Origin of the sequence: Achromobacter marplatensis (assembly GCF_002209535.1) — a bacterium.
Lineage (GTDB): Bacteria > Pseudomonadota > Gammaproteobacteria > Burkholderiales > Burkholderiaceae_B > Achromobacter > Achromobacter marplatensis.
The window spans coordinates 325,556-349,100 of sequence record NZ_NJIG01000001.1 but is presented as its reverse complement, the minus strand read 5'-3'; the positions used below and the strand labels follow the sequence as shown (position 1 = coordinate 349,100).

At 66.1% G+C, this 23,545-nt stretch carries 24 protein-coding genes; 4 read left to right on the top strand and 20 right to left on the bottom strand.

The genetic code is table 11. The features are described 5' to 3' along the window. Positions 1-4: 4 nt before the first annotated feature. A complete protein-coding gene (locus tag CEY09_RS01495; protein ID WP_006222294.1) occupies positions 5-829 on the bottom strand; it encodes a protein-L-isoaspartate(D-aspartate) O-methyltransferase in 825 nt (274 codons plus the stop codon). Further along, a complete protein-coding gene (gene surE / locus CEY09_RS01490) occupies positions 814-1,572 on the bottom strand; it encodes a 5'/3'-nucleotidase SurE (protein WP_006222295.1) in 759 nt (252 codons plus the stop codon). Before surE ends, CEY09_RS01495 begins: the two co-directional genes overlap by 16 nt. Before the next feature lie 190 nt (positions 1,573-1,762). On the opposite strand from surE, the gene plsY reads away from it, so the two are divergent. Continuing rightward, positions 1,763-2,401 carry a glycerol-3-phosphate 1-O-acyltransferase PlsY gene (plsY, locus tag CEY09_RS01485; RefSeq protein WP_088587274.1) on the top strand — a complete coding sequence of 213 codons (639 nt, stop codon included), beginning with the start codon at positions 1,763-1,765 and terminating at the stop codon, positions 2,399-2,401. Positions 2,402-2,460: 59 nt separating this feature from the next. On the opposite strand, the gene tsaD is transcribed toward plsY, so the two are convergent. Next, entirely contained in the window at positions 2,461-3,492 is a 1,032-nt protein-coding gene (tsaD, locus tag CEY09_RS01480; protein ID WP_006222297.1) for a tRNA (adenosine(37)-N6)-threonylcarbamoyltransferase complex transferase subunit TsaD, read from the bottom strand. Between the two features lie 111 nt (positions 3,493-3,603). Here tsaD and CEY09_RS01475 point away from each other — a divergent pair, with 111 nt between their 5' ends. From CEY09_RS01475 to CEY09_RS01465, 3 genes are all read left to right on the top strand, one after another. Next, entirely contained in the window at positions 3,604-4,896 is a 1,293-nt protein-coding gene (locus CEY09_RS01475) for an NCS2 family permease (RefSeq protein WP_006222298.1), read from the top strand. Positions 4,897-5,171: 275 nt separating this feature from the next. Beyond that, positions 5,172-6,170: an LLM class flavin-dependent oxidoreductase gene (locus tag CEY09_RS01470; protein WP_088587273.1), complete on the top strand. Its 999-nt coding sequence runs from the start codon at positions 5,172-5,174 to the stop codon at positions 6,168-6,170. Positions 6,171-6,370: 200 nt separating this feature from the next. Next, a complete protein-coding gene (locus CEY09_RS01465) occupies positions 6,371-6,745 on the top strand; it encodes a thioredoxin family protein (protein WP_006222300.1) in 375 nt (124 codons plus the stop codon). A gap of 60 nt (positions 6,746-6,805) precedes the next feature. On the opposite strand, the gene CEY09_RS01460 is transcribed toward CEY09_RS01465, so the two are convergent. The 17 genes from CEY09_RS01460 to CEY09_RS01380 all read right to left on the bottom strand — a co-directional run bounded on the left by CEY09_RS01460 (position 6,806) and on the right by CEY09_RS01380 (position 23,542). Further along, the gene (locus CEY09_RS01460) at positions 6,806-7,393 is read right to left on the bottom strand and encodes an IMPACT family protein (protein ID WP_088587587.1); all 588 of its coding nucleotides are present in this window, start codon (positions 7,391-7,393) and stop codon (positions 6,806-6,808) included. Between the two features lie 33 nt (positions 7,394-7,426). Next, positions 7,427-8,233 carry a transporter substrate-binding domain-containing protein gene (locus CEY09_RS01455; protein WP_088587272.1) on the bottom strand — a complete coding sequence of 269 codons (807 nt, stop codon included), beginning with the start codon at positions 8,231-8,233 and terminating at the stop codon, positions 7,427-7,429. Between the two features lie 15 nt (positions 8,234-8,248). After that, the gene (locus CEY09_RS01450) at positions 8,249-9,022 is read right to left on the bottom strand and encodes an ABC transporter permease (protein WP_006222303.1); all 774 of its coding nucleotides are present in this window, start codon (positions 9,020-9,022) and stop codon (positions 8,249-8,251) included. Further along, on the bottom strand, positions 9,019-10,017 hold the full coding sequence (locus CEY09_RS01445; protein WP_006222304.1) for an ABC transporter substrate-binding protein: 999 nt from the start codon (positions 10,015-10,017) through the stop codon (positions 9,019-9,021). The genes CEY09_RS01450 and CEY09_RS01445 overlap by 4 nt, the downstream gene beginning before the upstream one ends. Positions 10,018-10,084: 67 nt before the next feature. Continuing rightward, positions 10,085-10,855 carry an ABC transporter ATP-binding protein gene (locus CEY09_RS01440; protein ID WP_088587271.1) on the bottom strand — a complete coding sequence of 257 codons (771 nt, stop codon included), beginning with the start codon at positions 10,853-10,855 and terminating at the stop codon, positions 10,085-10,087. Between the two features lie 124 nt (positions 10,856-10,979). Continuing rightward, positions 10,980-12,197 carry an MFS transporter gene (locus CEY09_RS01435; RefSeq protein WP_088587270.1) on the bottom strand — a complete coding sequence of 406 codons (1,218 nt, stop codon included), beginning with the start codon at positions 12,195-12,197 and terminating at the stop codon, positions 10,980-10,982. Positions 12,198-12,383: 186 nt separating this feature from the next. Continuing rightward, on the bottom strand, positions 12,384-13,988 hold the full coding sequence (locus CEY09_RS01430; protein WP_006222307.1) for an ABC-F family ATPase: 1,605 nt from the start codon (positions 13,986-13,988) through the stop codon (positions 12,384-12,386). Positions 13,989-14,193: 205 nt separating this feature from the next. Further along, positions 14,194-15,315, bottom strand: a complete 1,122-nt coding sequence (locus tag CEY09_RS01425) for an LD-carboxypeptidase (protein WP_088587269.1) — start codon at positions 15,313-15,315, stop codon at positions 14,194-14,196. Further along, positions 15,312-15,812: a tRNA adenosine(34) deaminase TadA gene (tadA, locus tag CEY09_RS01420; RefSeq protein ID WP_088587586.1), complete on the bottom strand. Its 501-nt coding sequence runs from the start codon at positions 15,810-15,812 to the stop codon at positions 15,312-15,314. Before tadA ends, CEY09_RS01425 begins: the two co-directional genes overlap by 4 nt. A gap of 10 nt (positions 15,813-15,822) precedes the next feature. Beyond that, positions 15,823-16,671: an HAD family hydrolase gene (locus CEY09_RS01415; protein ID WP_006222310.1), complete on the bottom strand. Its 849-nt coding sequence runs from the start codon at positions 16,669-16,671 to the stop codon at positions 15,823-15,825. A 104-nt stretch (positions 16,672-16,775) separates the two neighbouring features. Beyond that, entirely contained in the window at positions 16,776-17,288 is a 513-nt protein-coding gene (locus tag CEY09_RS01410) for a hypothetical protein (RefSeq protein ID WP_234704727.1), read from the bottom strand. Between the two features lie 262 nt (positions 17,289-17,550). After that, positions 17,551-17,892, bottom strand: coding sequence for a monovalent cation/H(+) antiporter subunit G (mnhG, locus tag CEY09_RS01405; RefSeq protein ID WP_006222312.1), 342 nt, complete (start codon positions 17,890-17,892; stop codon positions 17,551-17,553). Beyond that, positions 17,889-18,170, bottom strand: a complete 282-nt coding sequence (locus CEY09_RS01400; RefSeq protein WP_006222313.1) for a K+/H+ antiporter subunit F — start codon at positions 18,168-18,170, stop codon at positions 17,889-17,891. The genes mnhG and CEY09_RS01400 overlap by 4 nt, the downstream gene beginning before the upstream one ends. Before the next feature lie 2 nt (positions 18,171-18,172). Then, entirely contained in the window at positions 18,173-18,655 is a 483-nt protein-coding gene (locus CEY09_RS01395) for a Na+/H+ antiporter subunit E (RefSeq protein WP_088587268.1), read from the bottom strand. Further along, positions 18,655-20,286, bottom strand: a complete 1,632-nt coding sequence (locus CEY09_RS01390; RefSeq protein ID WP_088587267.1) for a monovalent cation/H+ antiporter subunit D — start codon at positions 20,284-20,286, stop codon at positions 18,655-18,657. The genes CEY09_RS01395 and CEY09_RS01390 overlap by 1 nt, the downstream gene beginning before the upstream one ends. Beyond that, a complete protein-coding gene (locus tag CEY09_RS01385; RefSeq protein ID WP_006227452.1) occupies positions 20,283-20,627 on the bottom strand; it encodes a Na+/H+ antiporter subunit C in 345 nt (114 codons plus the stop codon). Before CEY09_RS01385 ends, CEY09_RS01390 begins: the two co-directional genes overlap by 4 nt. Further along, on the bottom strand, positions 20,627-23,542 hold the full coding sequence (locus CEY09_RS01380) for a monovalent cation/H+ antiporter subunit A (RefSeq protein WP_088587266.1): 2,916 nt from the start codon (positions 23,540-23,542) through the stop codon (positions 20,627-20,629). The genes CEY09_RS01385 and CEY09_RS01380 overlap by 1 nt, the downstream gene beginning before the upstream one ends. Between the last annotated feature and the right edge of the window lie 3 nt (positions 23,543-23,545).

The window sequence follows — 23,545 nt, the reverse complement described above, 5'->3', positions numbered from 1 at the left end:
TTGCTCAAGATTGTATTCCGGCGCGTAGCGGCACAAAGCGCACGGCCTCTAATTCAGTTCGTTTCCAGCTGGCCGCGCCAGTGCGTTCGATCAGCACCAGGCGCTGGTTCGAGCCCCCTTCGGGAGCGATGAGGCGTCCACCCGGCGCAAGCTGCGTGAGCAGCGCTTGCGGAATGGCCAGGCCAGCGGCAGCCACAACGATAGCATCGAACGGGGCCACGCCGGGCAGGCCCAAGGTGCCGTCGCCATAGATCAGTCGAATCCGAGTGGTCAGCCGCAAGGCGCGCAGATGCTCGCGCGCGAGCTCGTAGAGCCCGCGGATGCGTTCAATCGAATGGACCTCGCGCACGAACTGCGCAAGCACCGCCGCCTGATAGCCGCAGCCCGCACCCACTTCGAGTACACGGGTTGGCGTGCGGTCTTCGCACACGGCGGCGATCATGCGTGCCACGACCCAGGGCTGCGAGATGGTCTGCGAATGGCCGATGGGCAAGGCGGCGTCTTCATACGCGCGGCTGGCCAGCGCTTCATCGACGAAAAGATGGCGCGGCACGGCGGACATGGCGTTCAGGACGCGCTCGTCGGTGACGCCCTGGCTGCGCAGACGCTGCACCATCGCCTGGCGCAGGCGGTCGGAGTTCAGGCCCAGGTTGCTGCCGGCAGCCGCCACGGGCGCCTGGGGCTGACGCGGCAAGGTCGCCGCGGAAATGCGGGTATTGCTATTGGCGGGCGTGACGCCGGGGCTGAGCCGGCCGGAGTCATAGCGGACCGGGCTGGGCCGGCCCGGCACCGCCTGGGAGACATCGGGTTGGCTTATGCGTTTGCGCATAGCGGCTCTGCCCAAGTGCGGATTTCATCCAGTTGGCTGTGCTGGGTCAGGTCCAGACGCAGAGGCGTGACCGACACCGTGCCCTGCTCCACCGCGTGGAAATCCGTGCCCGGGGTGGCATCAGCAGCCAGGCCGACCGGGCCGATCCAATAGACCGTGTCGCCGTAGGGCGTCGTGGTGCGCACCACAGGCTGCGACGGGTGCCGCTTGCCCAGGCGCGTGACCGCGAAACCGTGCATGTCCTCGAAACGCCGGTTGGGGATGTTGACGTTGAGCAGCACCGGCGCCGCCAGGGGCTTTGCCAGGTGCCGTTCGACGACCAGCCGGGCGGCGCGCGCCGCGGAATCGATGTGCTCCCAGCCTTTTTCTGCCAGCGAGAACGCGATGGCGGGAATGCCGAACAGATAGCCTTCGCTGGCCGCGGCGACCGTGCCGGAATACAGCGTGTCGTCGCCCATGTTGGCGCCGTTGTTGATGCCGGACACGACCAGGTCCGGACGCGTGTCCATCAGCCCCGTCAGCGCCACGTGGACGCAGTCCGACGGCGTGCCGTTCACGGCGATGAAGCCGTTGGACGCGGTGCGCACCGACAGGGGCCGGTTCAGCGTCAGGGAGTTGGAGGCGCCGCTGTGGTTGGTCTCGGGCGCGACGACGGTTAAATCGCCCAAGCCTTGCAGCGCCGCTACCAGCGCTTCGAGCCCAGGGGCCGAGTAACCATCATCGTTCGAAACCAGAATTCGCATTGTGCATCCGAAAGAAAATAAAACGCGGGTGGACGTGTCGGATTGTACCGTCCGCAGCCATACCCTGTATGTCAGTCTTGCCACCGCCTGTCGGCCGAGGCGCCGGCGCCACGCTCGATAACCCGTAGCCAGGGGTGGCGCCCGGCGCGGTAGAATCCGCGCCATTACGACAACAACGGACTCCCTTTCCATGGCGATTACCGAACCCTCCCTGGTGTTCACCGCTGCGCTCATCGTGCTGGCCTACCTGATCGGCTCCGTGCCGTTCGCAGTGGTCGTCAGCAAACTGATGGGGCTGCAAGACCCCCGTAGCTACGGGTCCAAGAACCCCGGCGCCACCAATGTGCTGCGTACCGGCAACAAGACGGCCGCCGCGCTGACCTTGCTGGGCGACGCCGCAAAGGGATGGTTCGCAATCTGGCTGGCCGAAAGGCTGGCCCCGGGCATGGCCCCCACCGGCCTGGCCCTCGTGGCCCTGGCCGCTTTCGTCGGCCACCTGTACCCCATTTTCCTGGGGTTCAAGGGCGGCAAGGGCGTGGCGACGGCACTGGGCGTGCTGGTGGCCATCCAACCGTGGCTGGCCGTGGCGACAGCAGCCACCTGGCTGATCATCGCGGTGTTCTTCCGCTATTCGTCCCTGGCCTCGCTGGTGGCGGCGTTCTTTGCCCCGGTGTATTACGTCTTCGGTTCGGGGCTGGCCTGGTACGCGCAACCGGCGATGGGTGTGGCGCTGGCCGTGATCGGCGTGCTGCTGTTCTACCGCCACCGCGCGAACATCACCCGCCTGATCCAGGGCACCGAAAGCAAGATCGGCGGCAAGAAGAAGTAAGTCTTGCTCCCAACGGAAATGGGCGGCCTGGCCGCCCATTTTCATGTCTACAAACCCGTTCAAGCGATATCGGCCAAGTCCCAGCGCGGCTTGACGGTAAAGCTGTGCGCATCCGGATCCAGCGTCACGAGCCCCGCTTTCACCCGCTCGGCCGCCGCGAAAGCGATCATCGCGCCATTGTCGGTACACAGCTCCAGCGGCGGGAAATAGGCTTGTGCGCGCAGCGGTTTCAACGCCGCGGCCAGCTTGGCGCGCAGCAGCTGGTTCGCCCCCACGCCGCCCGCCACCACCAGCCGGCGCAGGCCGGTCTGCTTCAAGGCCTTGATGGCTTTGGCCGCCAGCACATCGACGATCGCACCCTGCGTGGCCGCCGCCAGGTCGGCGCGGGTCTGGTCGTCCAGACCGCCGTCCTTTTCCGCGGCCTTGACCCGGGTCAGCACGGCGGTCTTCAAGCCACTGAAGCTGAAATCCAGGTCGCCGCTGTGCAGCATCGGGCGCGGCAGTTCAAAGCGCGACGCATCGCCCTGCCCGGCCAGCTTGGCCAGGGCCGGGCCGCCGGGATAACCCAGCCCCATCAGCTTGGCCGATTTGTCGAAGGCTTCGCCGGCGGCATCGTCCAGCGTTTCGCCCAGCAATTCGTAGCGCCCCACGCCATCCACGCGCATCAGCTGCGTGTGGCCGCCGGACACGAGCAGCGCCACGAAGGGGAAATCGGGCCGCGGATCGGCCAGCATGGGCGACAGCAGGTGGCCTTCCAGGTGATGGATGCCGATGGCCGGCAAGTGCCGAGACCAGGCGAACGACTGCGCCACGCTGGCGCCGACGAGCAAGGCGCCCGCCAGGCCCGGGCCGGCCGTATAGGCCACGGCGCCGATGTCGGACATCTGCAGGCCGGCCTCTTCCAGCACTTGGCGGGTGAGCGGCACGACGCGGCGGATGTGGTCGCGCGAGGCGAGTTCCGGCACCACGCCACCGTATTCCTGGTGCATGGCGATCTGGGTATGCAGCGCGTGCGCGAGCAGTCCCCGTTCCGTACAGACGGCTGCGACACCGGTTTCGTCGCAGGAGCTTTCAAAGCCGAGAATAATCATGGCGGCAGAGTTTACAACTGATGCGAAAATACGCCTGTTTTTGAAATCGCGGGGGCCATCCGGCACCCGCCCACAACAACCTACAAGCCTGCAAACACACTGGGGACTCGAATGCTGGAGAAGCTATTCAAGCTGCGTGAACACGGGACCACCGCGCGCACCGAGATCGTGGCCGGTCTGACGACCTTCCTGACGATGTCATACATCATCTTCGTCAATCCGGATATCCTGTCGTCCACCGGCATGGACCGCGACGCCGTTTTCGTGGCCACCTGCCTGGCCGCCGCGCTGGGTTCGCTGGTGATGGCCCTGATCGCCAACTGGCCGATCGGCATGGCCCCCGGCATGGGCCTGAACGCGTTCTTCGCCTTCACGGTCGTCAAGACGATGGGCTACACCTGGGAGCAGGCGCTGGGCGCCGTGTTCATCTCGGGCGTGATCTTCCTGATCCTGACGATCTCGGGCATTCGGGTGTGGCTGGTGAAGGGCATCCCGCATTCGCTGCGCAGCGCCATCGCCGCAGGCATCGGCCTGTTCCTTGCCATTATCGCGCTATCGAGCGCCGGCATCGTCGTCGCCCATCCGGCCACCAAGGTCTCTTTGGGCAACCTGACGACGCACGGCCCGCTGTTCGCGATCCTGGGCTTCTTCATCATCGCCTCGCTGGACGCGCTGCGCGTACGCGGCGCGATCCTGATCGGCATCATCGTCGTCACCGTGCTGTCGATGGCGCTGGGCTACAACGAGTTCAAGGGCATCTTCTCGGCCCCGCCCAGCCTGGCTCCCACCTTCCTGAAGCTGGACATCCTGGGCGCGCTGCATAGCGGCTTCGTGCACGTGATCCTGGTGTTCGTGCTGGTCGAAGTGTTCGACGCCACCGGCACGCTGGTGGGCGTGGCCAAACGCGCCGGCCTGGTGCCGGAAGGCCGCCCCAACCGCCTGGGCCGCGCGCTGTTCGCCGACAGCACCGCTATCGTCGCCGGCTCGGCGCTGGGCACCAGCAGCACCACCGCCTTCGTGGAAAGCGCGTCGGGCGTGCAGGCCGGCGGCCGCACGGGCATGACCGCGCTGGTGGTGGCCCTGCTGTTCCTGGCCGCACTGTTCATTTCGCCCCTGGCCGGCGCCGTGCCCGCCTACGCCACCGCGCCCGCCCTGCTCTACGTGGCCGGCCTGATGATGCGCGAACTGATCGACATCGACTGGAACGAAGTCACGGAAGCCACGCCCGCCGCCCTGACCGCGCTGGTGATGCCCTTCACGTACTCCATCGCCAACGGCATCGCCTTCGGCTTCATCAGCTACGTGGTGCTGAAGACGGCCACCGGCAAGGTCCGCGACGTGCACCCGGCCACGTGGCTGGTGGCAGTGCTGTTCGTGATCCGCTACGCGTTCTTCCCCGAATAAACCGTTCCGGGGCCACCCGCCCAAAAAGCCGCCCGGCGCCCTGCCGCGGCGGCTTTTTTGTGGGTAACGCCTGCGCAGCGTGGGGGGCGGCCCTCCACCCATGGAGGCGATAGCCCCTGGCAATACAACCCGCCCGGCCATAAGGTTGCTGCGGCCTCAGGTTGAATTCGCCGATACACTCCCCATGTATCACGGTATATGGAGTTCACCTTGCGCCTTGCCCGCTTTGCCACCGCGTTGCCCCCCTGTTCCGCCCGTTTTCCGGAGATGTCCGCATGAGCAACCTCGCGCGCATCCCCTTTTCGGTTCTGGACCTGGCCCCTATTGTGCATGGCCGTGACGCGGCCGACGCCTTCCGCAACACCGTGGCCGTGGCTCAGCATGTGGAGCGCCTGGGCTACAAGCGCTTCTGGCTGGCTGAACACCACAACATCAACGGCGTGGCGTCCAGCGCGACGGCGGTGCTGATCGGCCACGTGGCCGGCCACACCAGCACGCTGCGGGTCGGTTCGGGCGGCATCATGCTGCCCAACCATGCCCCGCTGATCATTGCGGAACAGTTCGGCACCCTGGAAACGCTGTATCCAGGCCGTATCGACCTGGGCCTGGGCCGCGCCCCCGGCAGCGATGGCGCAACGCAGCATGCCCTGCGCCGCGGTCCGCGCAGCGGCCTGGAATTTCCGGCGCTGGTCGAGGAATTGCGCGGCTTCCTGGCCGCCTCGCGCCCCAATCAACCGGTGCGCGCCATCCCCGGCGAAGGCCTGGACATTCCGATCTGGCTGCTGGGCTCCAGCGACTTCAGCGCCCGCCTGGCTGCCGAACTGGGCCTGCCGTTCTCGTTCGCGGGCCATTTTTCGCCTGAAGGCATGGCGGCGATGCGCCTGTACAGGCATCTGTTCAAGCCCTCGGCCACGCTGTCACGCCCCTACGCCATGATCGGCGTGCCGGTGATTGCGGCTGAATCCGACGAAGCGGCGCAGCGCCAGTCCACCACGCAGCAACTGAAATTCCTGTCGCTGGTGCGCGGCAACCGCCTGCAACTGCAGCCGCCCGTGGACAGCATGGACGGTTTGTGGAACGAATGGGAGCGTGAAGCGGTCAATCAAAGACTGGGTGCTGCCATCGTGGGCGGGCCCGAGACCGTCAAGCGCAGGCTCGAGGCGCTGGTGGCCGAAACCGAGGCCGACGAAGTCATGATCGTGTCCGACTTCTTCGACATCGCGGACCGCCTGCGCTCCTTCGAAATCGTCGCGTCGTTGAAGAACGGCGCCTGAGTCTTCATAAAAACCGCGGCCTGAGGGCCGCTGACCGCGCTCTCCATAGCGCCAACCATTGCGACGCCGCCACCGGCGGCTCTACTATTACCTCTAGAGCGCGTGGCACCTGAAGCGTCGCCGAATCAGGTCCGGGACAGGAACATCCCGGATCTCTGACACCGCCTTTTTTGCGCCGCGCTCCGCGGCAAGGATCCAAAATGAGTATTGTTGAACTCACCAAAGACAGCTTCCAGGACGCCATCACCCCCGACGGCACCCTGATCGTCGACTTCTGGGCTCCCTGGTGTGGCCCCTGCCGTGGTTTTGCGCCCGTTTTCGAGCAAGCCGCGACCGAGCACACCGACGTCACGTTCGCCAAGGTGAACACCGACGTAGAGCAGGAATTGGCCGGCGCCCTGGGTATTCGTTCGATCCCCACGCTGATGGTCTTCCGTGAGAAGGTCCTGCTGTTCTCGCAACCCGGCGCCTTGTCGGGCGGCCAGCTGAACGAGCTGCTCGCCAAGATCAAGGAAGTGGACATGGAAAAGGTCCACCAGGAAATCGCCGCGGCGCAAGACAGCCAAAACGCGTAAACATGCAAAGGGGCCCGATCAAGGGCCCCTTTTTCTGGCTCGCGCGCCGTCAGGCCGCGGTCACGACACCTGTTCCCAGGCCGAACGCCCTCGCGTGATGTTGGCGACTGTGACCTCCAGGTCACCCACCACGCTGCGGGGCACCACGAAGCACAGCGCCACGCCCTCTTCATTGAAGTCTTCTTGCTGGATGACCGCGCCGGCTTGCGCCAGGCGCGACTTCAGCAAGGCCAGTTCGGCAAAGCCGCAGGTGCAGGTGACGGTGGCCAGGTCCACGATTTCGGTCCGTTCGCCCAGGCGCAGGCAATTCGCCGCGCATCCGCCGTATGCCCGCACCAGTCCGCCCGCCCCCAGCTTGATGCCGCCGTACCAACGCACCACCAGCACGGCCACGCGGTCCATGTCCTGCCCTTCGATCGCTTGCAGGATGGGGCGGCCCGCCGTCCCGCCGGGTTCGCCGTCGTCGTTGAAGCGGTATTCCTGCCCGATGCGGTAGGCCCAACAGTTGTGGGTGGCCTCGGGGTCGCTGCGCTCGGCGAAGAATCGCATCGCTTCGTCCACCGTAGAAACTGGCGCGGCGTAAGCGGCAAAGCGGCTTTTCTTGATGTCTTCCTGATACGAGCAAGGAACGGTCAACGTGTGCGTCATGCCCGGCATTGTAAGTGCTGGCGCAAAGCCGTTCTAACCGTGGCAGTCGGCCACTTCCTGGTCCAGATAGACGTCGAACGCGACGTCGCGCGCCCATTTGGCCGTCATTGCCTTCCAGGCGCCCGCGCGGTCCCAGGCCCGCATCTCGTCCGCCAGCAAGGCGCGGCCGGCCGTGTCACCGGCCGGCAGCAGCCACACGCGTTCGCGCCGGGCGCCGTCCGCGGCCAGCGTGGACGAGAATTTCTTCCACTCCGGAAACCGCACCAGGGGTTCCCAGACGGCGTCATCCACCAGCCCGATATCGCAACTGCCTTCACGCACCGCAACCAGGGCATCGGACGGCACGCGATACGTGCGCACCACCGCGCCCCAGCTTTCGGCCAGGGCGCGGGCTTGCGTTGCCGCCTCGGCCATGCAGACGCTGCGGCCGCGTACATCGGCTGGCTTGCGCATCGTAGTGTCACTGCGGATCAGCGCCTTGGGACGCGCGCCGTAGCCCGTGGTTTGCACGGCAACGGTTTGCGGCTGGGCGCCTGCGCTATCCGCCAACACCAGGTCCACCTGGCCCGCCGCCAGTGCGGCGGCGGCCTGATCGGCCGGCACCTGCTGCAGCCGTACGGGCAAACCCAGCCGCTGGCCGAGCTTGTCGGCCATCTGCGCATCCAGGCCGTCGGGGGTACGGATCTTGGCCCCCGCCGCAGGCGGCGGCGCCAGATACGGCACGCCCACCACCAGTTCGCCCCGCGCCTGGGCGGCGGCGAAGCCGGTGGTCTGCGCCTGCGCGATGCCGGCAAGCAGCGTGCAGGCAGTCAGGGCAACAAGGCGAATCCGGCAAATCATGCAAGGCTCCGGCACTTAAACGTATTGATAGCGCAGCAGGCGATGCTTGAGGTTTTCAAGCACGAACTGGTCGATCAGCGCGGCAAGCACGGCGATAACCAGGATGTTGGTCATGACGCCTGTCATGTCGGCGATTTCACCCGAATAGGCCAGCGACCGGCCCAGGCCCTTGCCGAAGCCGATCAGCATTTCGGCCGAGATCAGCGCGCGCCACGCATTGCCGAACGCCAGTTGCGCGCCCGTGATCAGTTCAGGCATCACGGCCGGCAGATAGACGCGTTTGACCAAGCCCCAGCGCGTGGCGCCCATGACGCGCGCCGCCGACACGTGCACGCGCTGCACGGATTCGGTGGCATTCATCACGCTGAGCGCGGCCGGAAAGAACGCCGACAACGCGACCACGACGATGATGGGCGTATTGCCGAAGCCCATCACGATCAGGAACAGCGGCACCCAGGCGATCGACGGAATCGACTGCAGGATGACGATGGCGCTACGCAGGACTTCACGAAAGAAGAACAGCACTGCGGCGACCAGGCCGAAGCCGATCCCCGCCGCCAACGCCAGGCCGTAGCCTGCGCCCAAGCGGCCCAGGGTGCCCAGCAGGCTTTGATGGAACGATTGCTTGCCCAGGTCTTCGAACAGGCGCTGCACGACGGCAGGCACGCCCGGCATCAGGAAATCCGGCAGCGCGAACGCTGCCAACTGCCACAGGGCAAGAATGAACAGGACGCCCAATACGCCCGCAAGATGCTTGCGGGCGCCGGTCACTCGGGTAGACGAGCTCAAAGTTTGCGCGCCTCTTGCCAGGACAGGTCGACGATGCTGGACACGTCGTACGGCTTGCCGTCGCGCGTCTTCAGCGAACCCTGGGCCTGCAGGATGTCCGCGATTTCCTGCATGCGCGCCGTGTCTTTCTCGGTCAGCTTGGGCGTGAACACCTGCGTGCTGATCGCCTCGGTAATGACAGTTTCACGCGGCAGTTCGCCACGATGCAAGGTCTTGAGCGTGGGCTCGGCGATGAAGTAGGAAGCGATCAGCTTGGACGCCTGCGCGGGTTCTTTCTGCAGCAGCGTGATGGCCTGGTTCTGCGCGTCCAGCGCCTTCCAGACATCGTCCTTGCGCTTGGCCAGCGTTTCGCCCGAGGTGATCACCACCATGCACGGGAACGGCCAGGCCTGGCCCACTTCGTAGATCTGCTTGACCGGGGCCACCAGTTGCGCGATGCGGTCATAGGGTTCGAACAGGAAGGCCGCGTCGACGCGCTTGCCCACCAGCGACTGCACGGCCACGGCGGGGCTCACGCCCATGACGTTGACGTCGTCGGCGCCCAGGTTGCCTTGCTTGAGCACGACGCCCTTCAACACGACGTCCGCGGTGCTGCCTTCCGCTTGGGACGCCAGCGTCTTGCCCTTCAAGCCCGCGATGTCCTTGATGCCGGAATCATCGCGCACGATCAGCGAGTGATAGCCCTGCTGCGCGCCGCCCACGACTTTCAAGTCCGCGCCCTTGGAGGCCCAGGCCACCGCGTTGGTGAAGCCCAGCACGCCAATATCCAATTGGCCGCCCACGATCGCCTTGATCAGGTCGGTGCCCGACTTGAATTCGATGAGCTCGGAGTCCAGGCCCGCCTTCTTGTAGTAGCCGCCCTCTTGCGCCACGATCGCCTGCGCGTCGTCCATCACGCGCAGATAACCCACGCGGAATTTCTCGGCGGCCATTGCGGGGGCCGCCGCCAGCAGCGCCGCAGCCAGCGGCAGGGTCAGCCATTGCTTCAATTTCATGAGAGGAGCTCCAGGGAATTCAAGATCGGCAGCGCCACGGCGCCACCGGAACGGAAAAGGGGGTAGGTCAGGCGGCCAGCGCCAGATCGGAGTGGGCTTGCGAGCCGTCCACCCCAATGCCCAGCAGGCGCAGGATCTCGCGCTTCTCGGCGGCCAGATCCGACAGGTCGTGGGTCTTCTCGCGATGCGCCAGATTGAATTCGCGCAGCACGCGCGCCGGGCGCGGGCTGAAGACGACGATGCGGTCCGCCAGGAACAGGGCCTCGTCCACATCGTGCGTGACCAGCAGTACGGTCGGCTTTTCTTGCGCGATCAGCTGGCGCAGCACGTCCTGCAGGCTCAGGCGGGTCAGCGCGTCCAGCGCACCGAAGGGCTCGTCCATCAGCATCGTCTTGGGCTGCGCGATGAAGGCGCGCGCCAATGCGGCGCGTTGGCGCATGCCGCCCGACACCTGATGGGGGTAATAGTGTTCAAAGCCGCCCAGGCTGACCCGGGCCAGCCAATGGCGCGCGGCCTCGCGGGCGCGCTTCTTGGGCGTGTTCTGGAATTCCAGGGCCAGCGCCACGTTGTCTTCAAGCGTCAGCCACGGATACAGCGCGTGCTCCTGGAACACCAGCGTGCGGCTGGGGTGCGGGCCGCTGATCGCCTGGCCATCGGCCAGCACACTGCCTTGCGTGGGCTTTTCCAGGCCCGCCGCCAAATGCAGCAGCGTGGATTTGCCGCAGCCCGACGGGCCGACCAGGGCGACCAGTTCACCGGTCTTGATTTCGCTGGTAAAGCCGTCCACGACGGGCAGGTCGCCGAAGTGCTTGTGGACGTGGTCGAAGGTCAGGTTCATGGAACGAATCGTGGGCGCGCGTGGGGACGAGGCCTAAATCTAACAATTCGTTATATGAATTCAAACGATCAATATTGAATGTCTTAACTTCTTTTGGTTATTAACTGCAGCCCTAGGCCCTCTGCTACGCCATTGCCCGCTGGCGGACCGCATGGCGTTGCAAGCCGAATGCAATCAGAAAACCCACCAGCACGGCGACGGCGGCCGACAGGAAGATGGACGGGTAGCCGTAGCCGCTGGAAATGTAGCCCGCGACAGGCCCCGTCACGCCCAGGGCCAGGTCCAGGAATGCCGAGTAGGCGCCCAGCGCCGCGCCGCGGCTGCCGGCCGGCACGCGCGCCACCGCCTCCACGCCGATGGCGGGAAATACCAGCGCAAACCCGCAACCGGTCAGCGCCGCACCCAGCAACGCGGCCGTGGGGTTGGGCGCCAGCCACAACAGCAGCAGCCCTGCGGCCTCGACCAGGAACGAGACCTGCGCCACGCGGAAGCCGCCGAAGCGCGTGATGGTGCCCGCAAACAGCAGGCGCACGCCGATGAACGCGCAGCCGAAGGCGCTGAGCGCATGCGCCGCCCCCTCCCAGGAGAAGCTGGCGTAGTACAGCGCCACGAAGGCCGCCAGTGTGCCGAAACCCACCGAACCCAGCCCCAGCGCCATGCCGTGCGGGAAGACGCGCATGACCACGCTCTTGAACGCCATGCGGTGGCCGCCCACGATCGCCACGGCGGCGCGCGATACCGCCATGCCCAGGCCGGCCAGCCCCAGCAGCAGCACCATGCCGCCCAGCGCGCCCATGCTCCATTCGGTTTCCAGCTTGACGCCCAGTGGCGCGCCCAGCGCCAGGCCGCCGTAGGTGCAGATCCCGTTCCAGGAGATGACGCGGGCGGTGTGCAGCGGGCCGACCCGCGCGATCGCCCAGGTGGCCGAACCCGTGCCGACCCAGCTTTCACCGAAACCCAGCGCCAGCCGGCTGATGATGATGGCCGTCAGGCTGAGCCACCCGCTGCGTTCGAAGGCATAGGCCAGCAGCAGGAAAACGCCGCTGGCCGCGCACGCCACCATGCCGATCACGACCGTCTGCTTCGGCCCCACGGTGTCGGCCATGCGGCCCGCGTGGGAGCGGCTGAGCAGCGTCGCCACGTACTGCACGCTGATGGCCAGGCCGGCCAGCACCGAGCCATAACCCAGGTTTCCGTGCACATAGCCCGGCAGCACGGCCAGCGGCAAGCCGATGGCCAGATAACAGATGAAGGTGAAGAACGCGATGGAAACGATGCGCGCGGTCAACGCATACGTCCCGATGGGCGCGCCATCGGGCGTGGTGTGGGGTGTGGGAGACATGAATCGGAAAGGCGGGCGAGGTGCGTTTTGCACCAGGGTTTACCCGGATGATAGCGCACGCCATATTGCAGCGGGCTGAACGCCCGCGGGCCCACACATAACAGGGTTCGCTCCGATTGGAGCGAAGCGGAAGCTAGCCCATTGCCCCGCCGCCGGCGCGGTGGGGCAATGGGCGTCAAGCCGGAATCAGGCCTCGATGCCGCGCGATTCCAGATAGTCTTCGTAGCCGCCGCGGTAGTCGATGATCTCGCCCGAGGGCAGGATTTCGATCACGCGGGTGGCCAGGCCCGACACGAATTCGCGGTCGTGGGACACGAAGACCAGCGTGCCTTCGTACTTTTCCAGTGCGAATTGCAGCGATTCGATCGATTCCATGTCCAAGTGGTTGGTCGGCTCGTCCAGCAGCATGACGTTGTGCCGGCCCAGCATCAGGCGGCCGAAAGTCATGCGGTTCTTTTCGCCGCCCGACAGCACCTTGGGCGCCTTGGGCAGATCGTCCGCCGAGAACAGCAGGCGGCCCAGCACCGAACGGATCGATTGGTCGTCATCGCCCGGCTGACGATGGTCGCCCATCCAGTCCAGCAGATTGATGTCGGTTTGCAGGAACTGGTCCGACACGTCCTGGGCCATGTAACCCAGGTCGGCGTTATCGGACCACTTCACCGAACCCGAGTCCGGCTGCAATTCGGTGGCCAAGAGACGCAGCAAGGTCGTCTTACCCACGCCGTTGGCGCCGATGATGGCGATCTTTTCACCGGCATCGACCATGGCCGAGAACTTGGTGATCACCGGCGCATCGTAGGCCTTGGTCAGGTTCTCGATGGTGACGGCCAGGCGGTGCATGACCTTGTTCTGTTCGAACCGGATGTACGGGTTCTGGCGCGACGACGGCTTGACCACGACCTGGTCGGCCTTGATGCGGTCGATCTGCTTCAGGCGCGAGGTGGCCTGGCGCGACTTGGACTTGTTGGCGGCGAAGCGGCGGACGAAGTCCTGCAGTTCAGCAACGCGTTCCTTGGCCTTGGCGTTGTTCGACACCAGGCGCTCGCGGGCCTGCGTCGAGGCCAGCATGTAGTCGTCGTAGTTGCCGGCGTAGATGCGGATCTCGCCGTAGTCCACGTCAGCCATGTGCGTGCACACCTGGTTCAGGAAGTGGCGATCGTGGCTGATGATGATCATCGTGCTCTGATAGCTGTTGAGCACGTTTTCCAACCAGCGGATGGTGTTGATATCCAGATTGTTGGTGGGTTCGTCCAGCAGCAGGACGTCGGGGTTCGAGAACAGCGCCTGCGCCAGCAGCACGCGCAGTTTCCAGCCCGGGGCGACTTCGCGCATGGGCAGGTTGTGCTGGTCCACGGCGATTTCCAGGCCCAGCAGCAATTCGCCGGCGCGCGCTTCGGCGGTGTAGCCGTCGTACTCGGCGAACTTGGCTTCCAGGTCCGCGGCGCGCATGTAATCGTCTTCCGTCGCTTCCGGGTTCGCGTAGATCGCGTCGCGCTCGGACATGGCGCCCCACATTTCGGTGTGGCCCATCATGACGACGTCCAGCACGCGCAGGTCTTCGAACGCGAACTGGTCCTGGCGCAGCTTGCCCAGGCGCACGCCCGGCTCAAGCGACACGTTGCCGGCGGAGGCTTCGAGGTCGCCGCCGATGATTTTCATGAACGTAGACTTACCGGACCCATTGGCCCCGATCAGCCCGTACCGGTTGCCTTCCCCGAACTTGACGCTGACGTTCTCGAAAAGGGGCTTGGGACCGAACTGGATGGTGAGATTGGCTGTGGATATCACGGTGTATTTGAGTCTGAGGGCGTCCGAGGACGCATGCGAGGAAACCCGATAGTGTAGCAAATGGGGCTGCGGCCCCGATTTTCAATCTTCCGCCGGGAACACCGGGACCGGCCCTACCCTGCCCTGATCGGGTCCGTCCCCAAATGAAAACGCCCCCGAGTCCGGCCAGGGCCGGACGTCGAGGGCGTGCCGCCGATGGCGATGATCAGTGGTGGTGTTCGTCCAGCACCAGGTGCGCCAGGCCCTTTTCGGTAGCGATGCCCACCTTCTGGCCGATCGGCAAGGTGGCCTTGGTGGCCACATGTCCATAAGGCAGACCGGTGATGACCGGCACCTTGACCGTCTTGCGCAGCCAGGCCACGACTTCGTGCAGGTCGTAGCCCTTGTCGTGGGGCGCCAGCTTGTAGTCCGAGAAACGGCCCAGCACGATCGCCTTCTGCTTGCCCAGCACGCCGGCCTGCCACAGCTGGATCAGCATGCGTTCGACGCGGTAGGGATGTTCGGCCACGTCTTCCAGGAACAGGATGCCGCCGCGGATCTTCGGAAAGTATGGCGTGCCCAGCAGCGAGGTCAGCATGGCCAGGTTGCCGCCCCACAGGATGCCGCGGGCATCGACGGGATCTGCGTCCTGCGTTTCGAAACTGAGGATCTCGAGTTCGCCGCGCATGACTTCGCCAAACAGCGCTTCGGTCAGGTCATCGACCTTCTTGCCGCCGAAGTCAGCCACTGCGGTGGCGCCGGTGTAGCTGACGGCGCCCGTCTGCGCCAGGAGGCCCAGGTTGAAGGCAGTGAAGTCGCTCATGCCGACGAAGCGCTTGCCGCTGTCGGCCATCGCTTTCCAGTCGATTTGGTGCAGCAGCCGGCCCATGCCGTAGCCGCCGCGCGTCACCATGACGATGGGCAGCTTCTGCTTGACGGCGCGCGCCAGGCTGGCCAGACGCTGCGCGTCGGTGCCGGCAAAGCGCTGGTGTTCGGCATAGGCCGTGCGGTCCAGGGCGGTCTTGAAGCCCTGCTGCTGCAGGCGTTCGCGCGCCAGTTCCACCGTGGCGGGATCGCGTACGGCCGACGACGGCGAGATCAGGTAGATGCCGCGGGCGTCCGGCAGCGTGTGGCTGTGCCCGTGGTCATGGCTGTGGTCGTGGCCGCAGTTGTCGTCGCAAGCGGGGCCGTGGTCATGGCCGTGATCATGATCGTGGACTGCCGTCTTGGCCGCCGTTCTGGCCGCGGGCTTGGCGGCCGTTCTTGCGGCGGGCTTGGCGGTGCGCTTGGCTGCGGCGTTGCCGGCGGCGGCCTTGGTGCCCGCCTTGGCGGCTTTGGGGGTGCTCATGCTATGGATTCCTTGGCGCGGCGTTCGCGGAAGAACCGGCGCAGCAGGTCGCCGCAAGGTTCCGCCAGCACGCCGCCGGTGACTGAAGTGTGATGATTGAGTTTCGGGACCGACCCGACGTCCAGCACGCTGCCGCAGGCGCCGGTCTTGGGGTCGTAGGCGCCGAACACGACGCGCGCCAGCCGCGCGTGCAGCATGGCGCCGATGCACATGACGCAAGGCTCCAGCGTGACATACACGGTAATTCCCGGCAGCCGGTAGTTCTCCAGCTGGCGGGCGGCGCTGCGCAAGGCCACGATTTCGGCATGGGCGGTGGGATCGTGGTCGATGATGGTGCGGTTGTAGCCGCGCCCCAGAATTTCGCCCTTGGCGGACACGACCAGCGCCCCGACGGGCACCTCGCCGATGTCATAAGCGGCCTGGGCCTCTTCGAGCGCCAGGCGGATGTAGCGGGCGTCTTCTTCGGTCCAGGGCGTCACGGGCGTCGCGGCCGTCAGCGAACCGGCCTCAACCACGGTACACCCGGGACTTCAGCGCGATGCGGCCGGCCAGGCTGGTCACAGCCTCTTCCAGCCACTGGTAGAGCTCGGCCTGTTCGTCGTAGCGGGCCTGGTTCAGGTTGGACACCCGCCCTTCTTCGATGAAGCCCCAGGCGCGGCTGCGCTTGTCGCGGTGCTTCGGGTCCCAGACGCCGAAGGCGAAACCGCCGGCGCGGCGGATCAACGAAAAGCAAGGGATGTCGGTGTAGCCGTCGCCGACGAACACCATCTGGTCGAACGGCACGCGCAAGCGGTCTTCGGGCACCTTGCGGTTGACCTCGAAGGGCTTGTTGCGGAAGTCGCGCCCGATGATGCCCTTCTGGATGTGGAACAGATAGCGCGTCTTGTCGGTGAAGCTGACGATGCGGCGCGGGAACGTGATGCCGCCGTCGTCGCCGTAGACGAATTCGGACGCCCAGATTTCAGTGAATTCATGCGCAATGGGTGTGGAGCGGACCACGTCGCCGATGCCGCTGGAGATCAGGTAGAACTCCAGCTGCACCTGCGGCTGTTCGGCGCGCACCGCCGCGCGCAGGCGTTGAAACAAGGTCGGCACGCCGTCGTGCAGCTCCAGGCGCGAGCCCCATTCCTGCAGGCGCTGCTGCGTAATGCGCCCATGCGTGCCCGCCTGGGACAGCTGGATCATCTTGTACAGGTAGGCGGGGACGGGATCCCAGTCCTGCTTGGACAGCAGCGGATCGACCTCGTCTTTCCAGAACGAGGCCGTGTCAACGCCGATGCTTTCCAGGAAACCGGACGTGCTGTCCGAGGCCAGCGTGTCGTCGAAATCGAAAATCAGGGCGATGACGTCGGACATGGATGCGTGAATAAAGGACGGAATAAGGGCGGGAAAAGCGCAACAGCCGCCATTTTGCCTGAATGCGGCGGCGGCTGTGCGTCGTACCCGGCCCTACGCGGCCATTATTGGCGCATCGGCGCGCTCATGGTGCCGGTGCCGGTGCCCGGGGCGGGCGCCATGCCGGGAGCAGGTGCCATGCCAGGCGCCGGCGCCGTGGTGGCCGGCGGGACCGTGCCAGCCGGCACCTGGATCACCGTCTCACGCAACACCCCACCCCCCTGGACGCTGCCGCGCACATTGGTGGGCGAGCTCATCTGCGTCAGGCAGTCCTGGCGCGATTCCGCGGGCAGGCGGTTGCAACGGTCGACCATGTTCTGCTGATGCTGGTCGGTGGAGCCTTCCTTCAGATTCTGGCGATTGGCTTCATCGCGCGCGGCGCCGGCTTCGCGCATGCACGTCGCGCGGTCCTGGTTGGTATTACCGCTCTTGCATTTCGCCACGTCCTGCTCGTACTGGGACTGGATGGCGGCGCGGCCGATCGCATCTGCCGCGTGGACCGCGCCCGCGGCCAACATCAAGCCCGCCGCGCAAAGGGTTGCTGCGAGGCGTTTGGTATGCATGGGTCGTACGTTCATGGCCAGCTCCTTGATGAGAATTGAACCGTAAGCGGTCAAGACCACCTGCCCGTCCTGCCGCTTGCTTGCACCTACTATCCCACGATGCGGCGTCGGGGACATGTCCAGCAACTTGCATTCGTAAGGTTACGTATCAAGCGCTCTTTTTGCGGTGGGGCGGCCCGGGGGCAAAAAAACAGGGCCGATTGGCCCTGTCGTTGATGCCTGCCGCGGTGCAGCATGGCGTTTCGCGTTCACATGCGGTGGCGCTTGTTACCGGCCTTCAGCGGGCATCCAGGTCCGCGTCGGCCTTGGTCAGCCGATTACGGTAGGTGGCCGCGCGCATCAGCAGCATGGCCGTGACGGGCGACGACACGACCAGCAACAGCGTGATGATCACTTCGTGGAACACGGGCCGCGCCGACAGGGCCGAGAACACCAGGATGGACGCCGCCAGCACGCAGCCGCAACCCAGGGTGTTGCCCAGCGTGGGCGCATGGATGCGTGCGTAGAACGTGCGAAAGCGCAGCAGGCCTGCCGAACCGGTCAGCGCCAGCAGGCCGCCCAGCACCAGCAGGATGCAGGCCGGGATGCCGGCCCACAGGGGGATGGCGGTTTCGATCATGGCTCGATCACCTCGCCGCGCAGCAGGAAGCGCGCCATCGCGGTGGATCCCACGAAGCCGAACAGCGCGATCAGCAACGCGATATCGAAGTACAGCGACGCCCCCGATCGGATGCCGAAGACCAGCATGGTGAGCATGCCGTTGATGTACAGCGTGTCCAGCGCCAGGACGCGGTCCTGCGCCGTGGGGCCGCGCAGCAGGCGGATGGCGGCAAACACCATGCCCAGCGCAAAGCACACCAGGGCAAAGGACGCTGCCCAATACAGTGCGGTGTTCATACTCATTCAAACATCTCCATCAACGGGCGCTCGTAGCGCTCCTGCACCAGCTTGACCCAGTCGTCTTCGTTCTGGAGGTCGAGCACGTGCAGCTTCAAGCTGTGGTCGGGCGTCAGGTCCACCCAGACCGTGCCTGGGGTGTAGGTGACGATGCAGGCCAGCATGGCCAGGCCGTGCGGATCGCGCATGGTCAGCGGGATCATGATGAAGCCGGGTGAAAAATCGTTCCGGCGCGGATTCAGGATCAGCTTGCCCACGGCGATGTTGGACTTGATGATGTCCGCCGTGACGTGCAGGAACAGCGGCACGGCCTTCCACAGGTGGCGTGGCCGCGCATGCAAGGGACGCAGGCGCGACGCCGCCCACGTGAACCACAGCGCCAGCGCCGCACCCAGGGCGATCTGGCCCGCGGACAGGCTTTCGTTCAGCACCAGCCACAGGACGAACAGGAAAACGGGCAGGAAAAGGAAGTAAAGACGGCGCATCAGCTTCCTCCCTTGACGCCGCGCACGGTCTGCGCGGACATGACGGCGTCGATATAGGACTTGGGTTGATCCAGCGAGCGCGCGGCTTCGTCCAGATAGGCCGACACCGGCCCCGCCCCTGCCGCCAGGCCGACGCACAGCAACAGCAGCACGGCCACCGGCCCTGCTTCGATCACGCGCAGGCGCGGCGTGCTGCGGTCGTCGCTGGCCCAGAACACGCGGATGCCGGTGCGGCCCAGGCCGACCAGACCCGCCAGGCCCGAGACCAGCACGGCGGCCACCAGGATCCATGCGTCAAACGGCGGCGCAGATTCGGTGGCGGCCGACACCGCCGCCGACAGCAGCGAAAACTTGGCCACGAAGCCCGACAAGGGCGGCAAGCCCGTTACCAGCAACGCGCAGCAGATGAACGCCAGGCCCAGGAAGGCCATCGCCGCCGGTATCGCCACGCCGACCACGTCGTCGGAACGGTTCACCGACGCAGGGTCGTCCAGGTCGAAAGCATCCAGCGTCACCGCCAGCACGTTGGCACCGAAGCTGCGCGTGCGCTCGATCAGTTCGGCCAGCATGAAGAACGCGCCCGTGGTCAGCACCGAGCTGATCAGGTAGAACAGCGCGGGGCCGGTCAGGGTAACGCCGGGCATGCCCAGCGCCGTCAGCAGCGTGCCGGCAGACACGATGACGCAATAGCCCACCATCTTCTCCAGCTGCTGGGTCGCCAGCAGGCCCAGCGCGCCGAACAGCAGCGTGGCCAGGCCCGCCGCGAACATCCAGTCCAGGCTGAACGCCGCAGGCGCGCCCGACGGCAGCAGCAGAGACCCGATGCGCAACAGCGCGTAGATGCCGACCTTGGTCATGATCGAGAACATGGCCGCGATCGGCGCACCTGCCGAGCCGTAGCCCTTCACCAGCCAGAAGTTCAGCGGCCAGGCGCCCGCCTTCACCAGGAAGGCCACCCCCAGGATGGCGGCCCCGGCTTCGAACAGCATGCGTTCGGCGCCCGTCAGGTTGCCGGCGCGCAGGGCCAGGTCCGCCATGTTCAGCGTGCCGGTCACGCCATAGATCAGCGCGATGCTGATCAGCAACAGGAACGAAGCCACCAGGTTCACGGCGATGTATTGCAGCCCCGCGCTGACCCGCGCAACGCCCGAGCCGTGCAGCAGCAGGCCATAGGATGCCGCCAGCAGCACTTCGAAGAAAACGAACAGGTTGAAGAGGTCGCCCGTCAGGAAGGCGCCGTTCAAGCCCATCAGCAGGAACTGGAATAGCGAATGGAAATGCACGCCGGCGCGGTCCCAGCGGGCCAGCGCATAGATCAGCGTGGCCAGGCCCAGCACGGCGGTCAGCGTCAGCATGACGGCGGCCAGGCGGTCCACCACCAGCACGATGCCGAACGGCGCGGGCCAATCGCCCACCAGGTAGACGCCTACGCCATCGGGCCAGACGCCGGGCACGCCGCCGCCGGCCACGGCCAGGAGCGCAATCGCCGCGGCCAGCTGGGCCAAGGTGGCGACCACCGAAATCGCGCCCCGCGTGTAGCGGCTGGTATCGGCCAGCAAGAGCATCGCCGCGCCTGCAAGCAGCGGCGTGATGATGGGCAGTACAGGAAGGTGTTGAAGCCAGAAACTCAAGATTGGGACTCCCGTCCATCAACGTGGTCGGTACCCGTGAGGCCGCGCGAGGCCAGCAACACAACCAGGAACAGCGCAGTCGTGGCGAAGCCGATCACAATGGCCGTCAGCACCAGCGCCTGCGGCAGCGGGTCGGCGTACCAGGAAGGGTCATGCGCCATGGCGGGGTCCACGACGGGCGGACGGCCCGAGGTGAGCCGGCCCATGCCGAAGATGAAGAGGTTCACCGCATACGACACCAGCGACAGCCCCATGATGAACTGGAAGGTGCGCGGCCGCAGCAGCAGCCAGACCCCCGAGCCCGCCAATACGCCGATCGCGACGGCATAGATCAATTCCATCAGGCTTCCCCTGTTTGTGTGGCGGCCGCCTGGATTTCGGCGGCGGCCTTGCGTTGCGCGCGCAGCGATTGGTGGGCCAGCGCCACCAGCACCAGCACGGTGGAGCCCACGACCAGCATGTACACGCCCAGGTCGAACAGCAGCACGCTGGACAGGTGGACGTGGCCGATGAGCGGCAGCGCGACGTCCCAGGCCAGCGCGGCCAGGAACGGCTTGTAGGCCAGCCACGCGGTCACCGCCGCGATGCCGGCGGCCAGCAGGCCGATCCCGATCCAGTTCTGCGGGTTAAGCCGGCTGCGCGACTCCACCCAGTACACGCCGCCCACCATGTATTGCAGGATGACGGCGGTGGCGAAGATCAGTCCGCCGACAAAGCCGCCGCCCGGCTGGTTGTGGCCGCGCAGCAGGAAGTACACCGAAATCAGCGCAGCGGTGGGCAGCAAGAGGCGCACCAGCACCGTCGGCACCATCATCGAGCCTTCGGGCACCAGCGACTTGATGTCGGGCGCGGTCGGCACGCCGCCGTCCTGTTCCTTCTGTTGGCGCGGCAGGTCGGCGCTTTCGGCGGCCGGACGGAAGCGGCGCAGCAGCGCGTAGACCGTCAGCGCCACGATGCCCAGCACCGTGATCTCGCCGAAGGTGTCAAAGCCGCGGAAGTCCACCAGGATCACGTTCACCACGTTGGTGCCGCCGCCGTCGGGCAGCGCGCGATCCACGAAATAGGAAGAGATCGTCTCGCCTTGCGGACGCACCAGCACCGCGTAGGCCAGCGCCGCCATGCCGGTGCCGGCGGCCGTGGCCATCAGCAGGTCGCGCAAACGGCGGCCCCGGGCGCGCAGCGTGGCCTTGAGCGTTTCCTCGTCGTCCTTCTCGATGCGGCGGGGCAGCCAGCGCAAGCCCAGAAGCAGCAGCACCACGGTGACCACTTCAACGGACAACTGGGTCAGCGCCAGGTCGGGCGCGGAAAACCACACGAAGGTCAGGCAGGTGATCAGGCCGGCGCCGCCGGCCAGCGCCAGCGATGCCAGGCGGTGGTATTTGGCCTGATAGGCAGCACCCAGCGCGCAAGCTCCGCCCACCAGCCACAACAGGGCGAAAGCGGGGTCGACCGGCGTCATGCGGCCCGTGCCTTCCAGCCATCCGCCGCCGCGCAAGGGCAGCCAGGCCACGAACAACGTGCCCAGCACGATCAGCAGCATCTGCACCTGCAGGCGCGACGACGCCACCCAGCGCAGCAGCCAGGCCGCCGCCACGCTGGAGCCATCAAGCAACGTTTCGAAGGTGCGGCGGCCGTCCAGGCGGTAGATGAACGGCACGCGGCCCGGGTTGGCGCGCTGGTGGGCGCGCAACGCCAGGTACAGGAGCACCCCGGACGCCGTGGCGACCAGGCTCATCACCAGCGGCAGGTTCACGCCGTGCCAGACGGCCAGGCTGTATTCGGGCATGTTCTCGCCCAGGATGCTCTGCGCCGCGGTCGCCAGGAACGGGCCGACCGTCAGGGCGGGCAACACGCCCACCAGCAGGCACATGAACACCAGCAGCGCGCTGGGGAACAGCATCCAGCGCGGCGGCTCATGCGGCGCGCGCGGCAGGTCGGTGGCTGGGGGGCCGAAGAACACCTGCAGGATGAAGCGCAGCGAATAGGCCACGCTGAACGCCCCGGCGATGGTGGCCATCAGCGGCAGGCCGATCTGGGTGAAGCTGTCGCCGCTGACGAAAGTGGTCTCGGCGAAGAACATTTCCTTGGACAGGAAACCGTTGAGCAGCGGCACGCCCGCCATGGACGCCGCCGCCACCATCGCCAGGGTGGCGGTGATGGGCATGGCCTTGTACAGGCCGGACAGGCGGCTCAGGTCGCGCGTGCCGGTTTCGTGGTCCACGACCCCGGCAGCCATGAACAGTGACGCCTTGAAAGTGGCGTGATTGATCATGTGGAAGATGGCGGCCACCAGCGCAAGCTCGCTATTGAGCCCCAGCAAGAGTGTGATCAGGCCCAGGTGGCTGATGGTGGAATACGCCAGCACGCCCTTCATGTCCTGCTGGAAGATGGCGGCATAGGCCCCCAAGACCAGCGTGATGAGCCCTGCTCCGCCGATGATCCAGAACCATTCGTCGGTGCCCGACAGCACCGGCCAGAAGCGGGCCAGCAGGAATACCCCGGCCTTCACCATGGTGGCCGAGTGCAGGTAGGCGGACACCGGCGTAGGCGCCGCCATGGCGTTGGGCAGCCAGAAATGGAACGGGAATTGCGCGCTTTTGGTCAATGCGCCAAGCGCCACCAGCACCAGCACGGCCGGATACCAGGGGTCGGCGCGCACCAGGTCGCCCGAGGCCAGCACGCGATCCATGTCGTAGCTGCCCACGATATGGCCCAGGATCAGCACGCCCGCCAGCAGGCAGAGGCCGCCTGCGCCCGTCACCGTCAGCGCCATGCGGGCACCGCGCCGGGCGTCCAGGCGGTGATGCCAATACGCGATCAGCATGAACGACGCCAGGCTGGTCATTTCCCAGAACATCACCAGCTGGATCAGGTTGCCGGACAGGACCACGCCCAGCATGGCAGCCATGAAGGCCTGGAAAAACGAGAAAAAGCGCGGGACCGGATCTTCCGGCGACATGTAATAGCGGGCGTACAGGACCACCAGTGCGCCCATACCGGAGACGATCAGCGCGAACAGCCACGCGTAGCCGTCCATGCGCAAGGTGAACTGCAGGCCCAGGGCGGGCGCCCACGGCATGTCGAACCGGATAACGCCGCCGTTGGCGACGTCCGGGTAAAGGCTGGCAATCAGAACCACACAGGCCAGGGCGATCAAGCCGGCCAACCACGCCTCGGCATTACGGGCGTTCGAAGGCAACAGCGCGGCGCACAGGCTGCCGGCAAACGGCAGAGCGAGGATCAGGATCAGCGACATGGC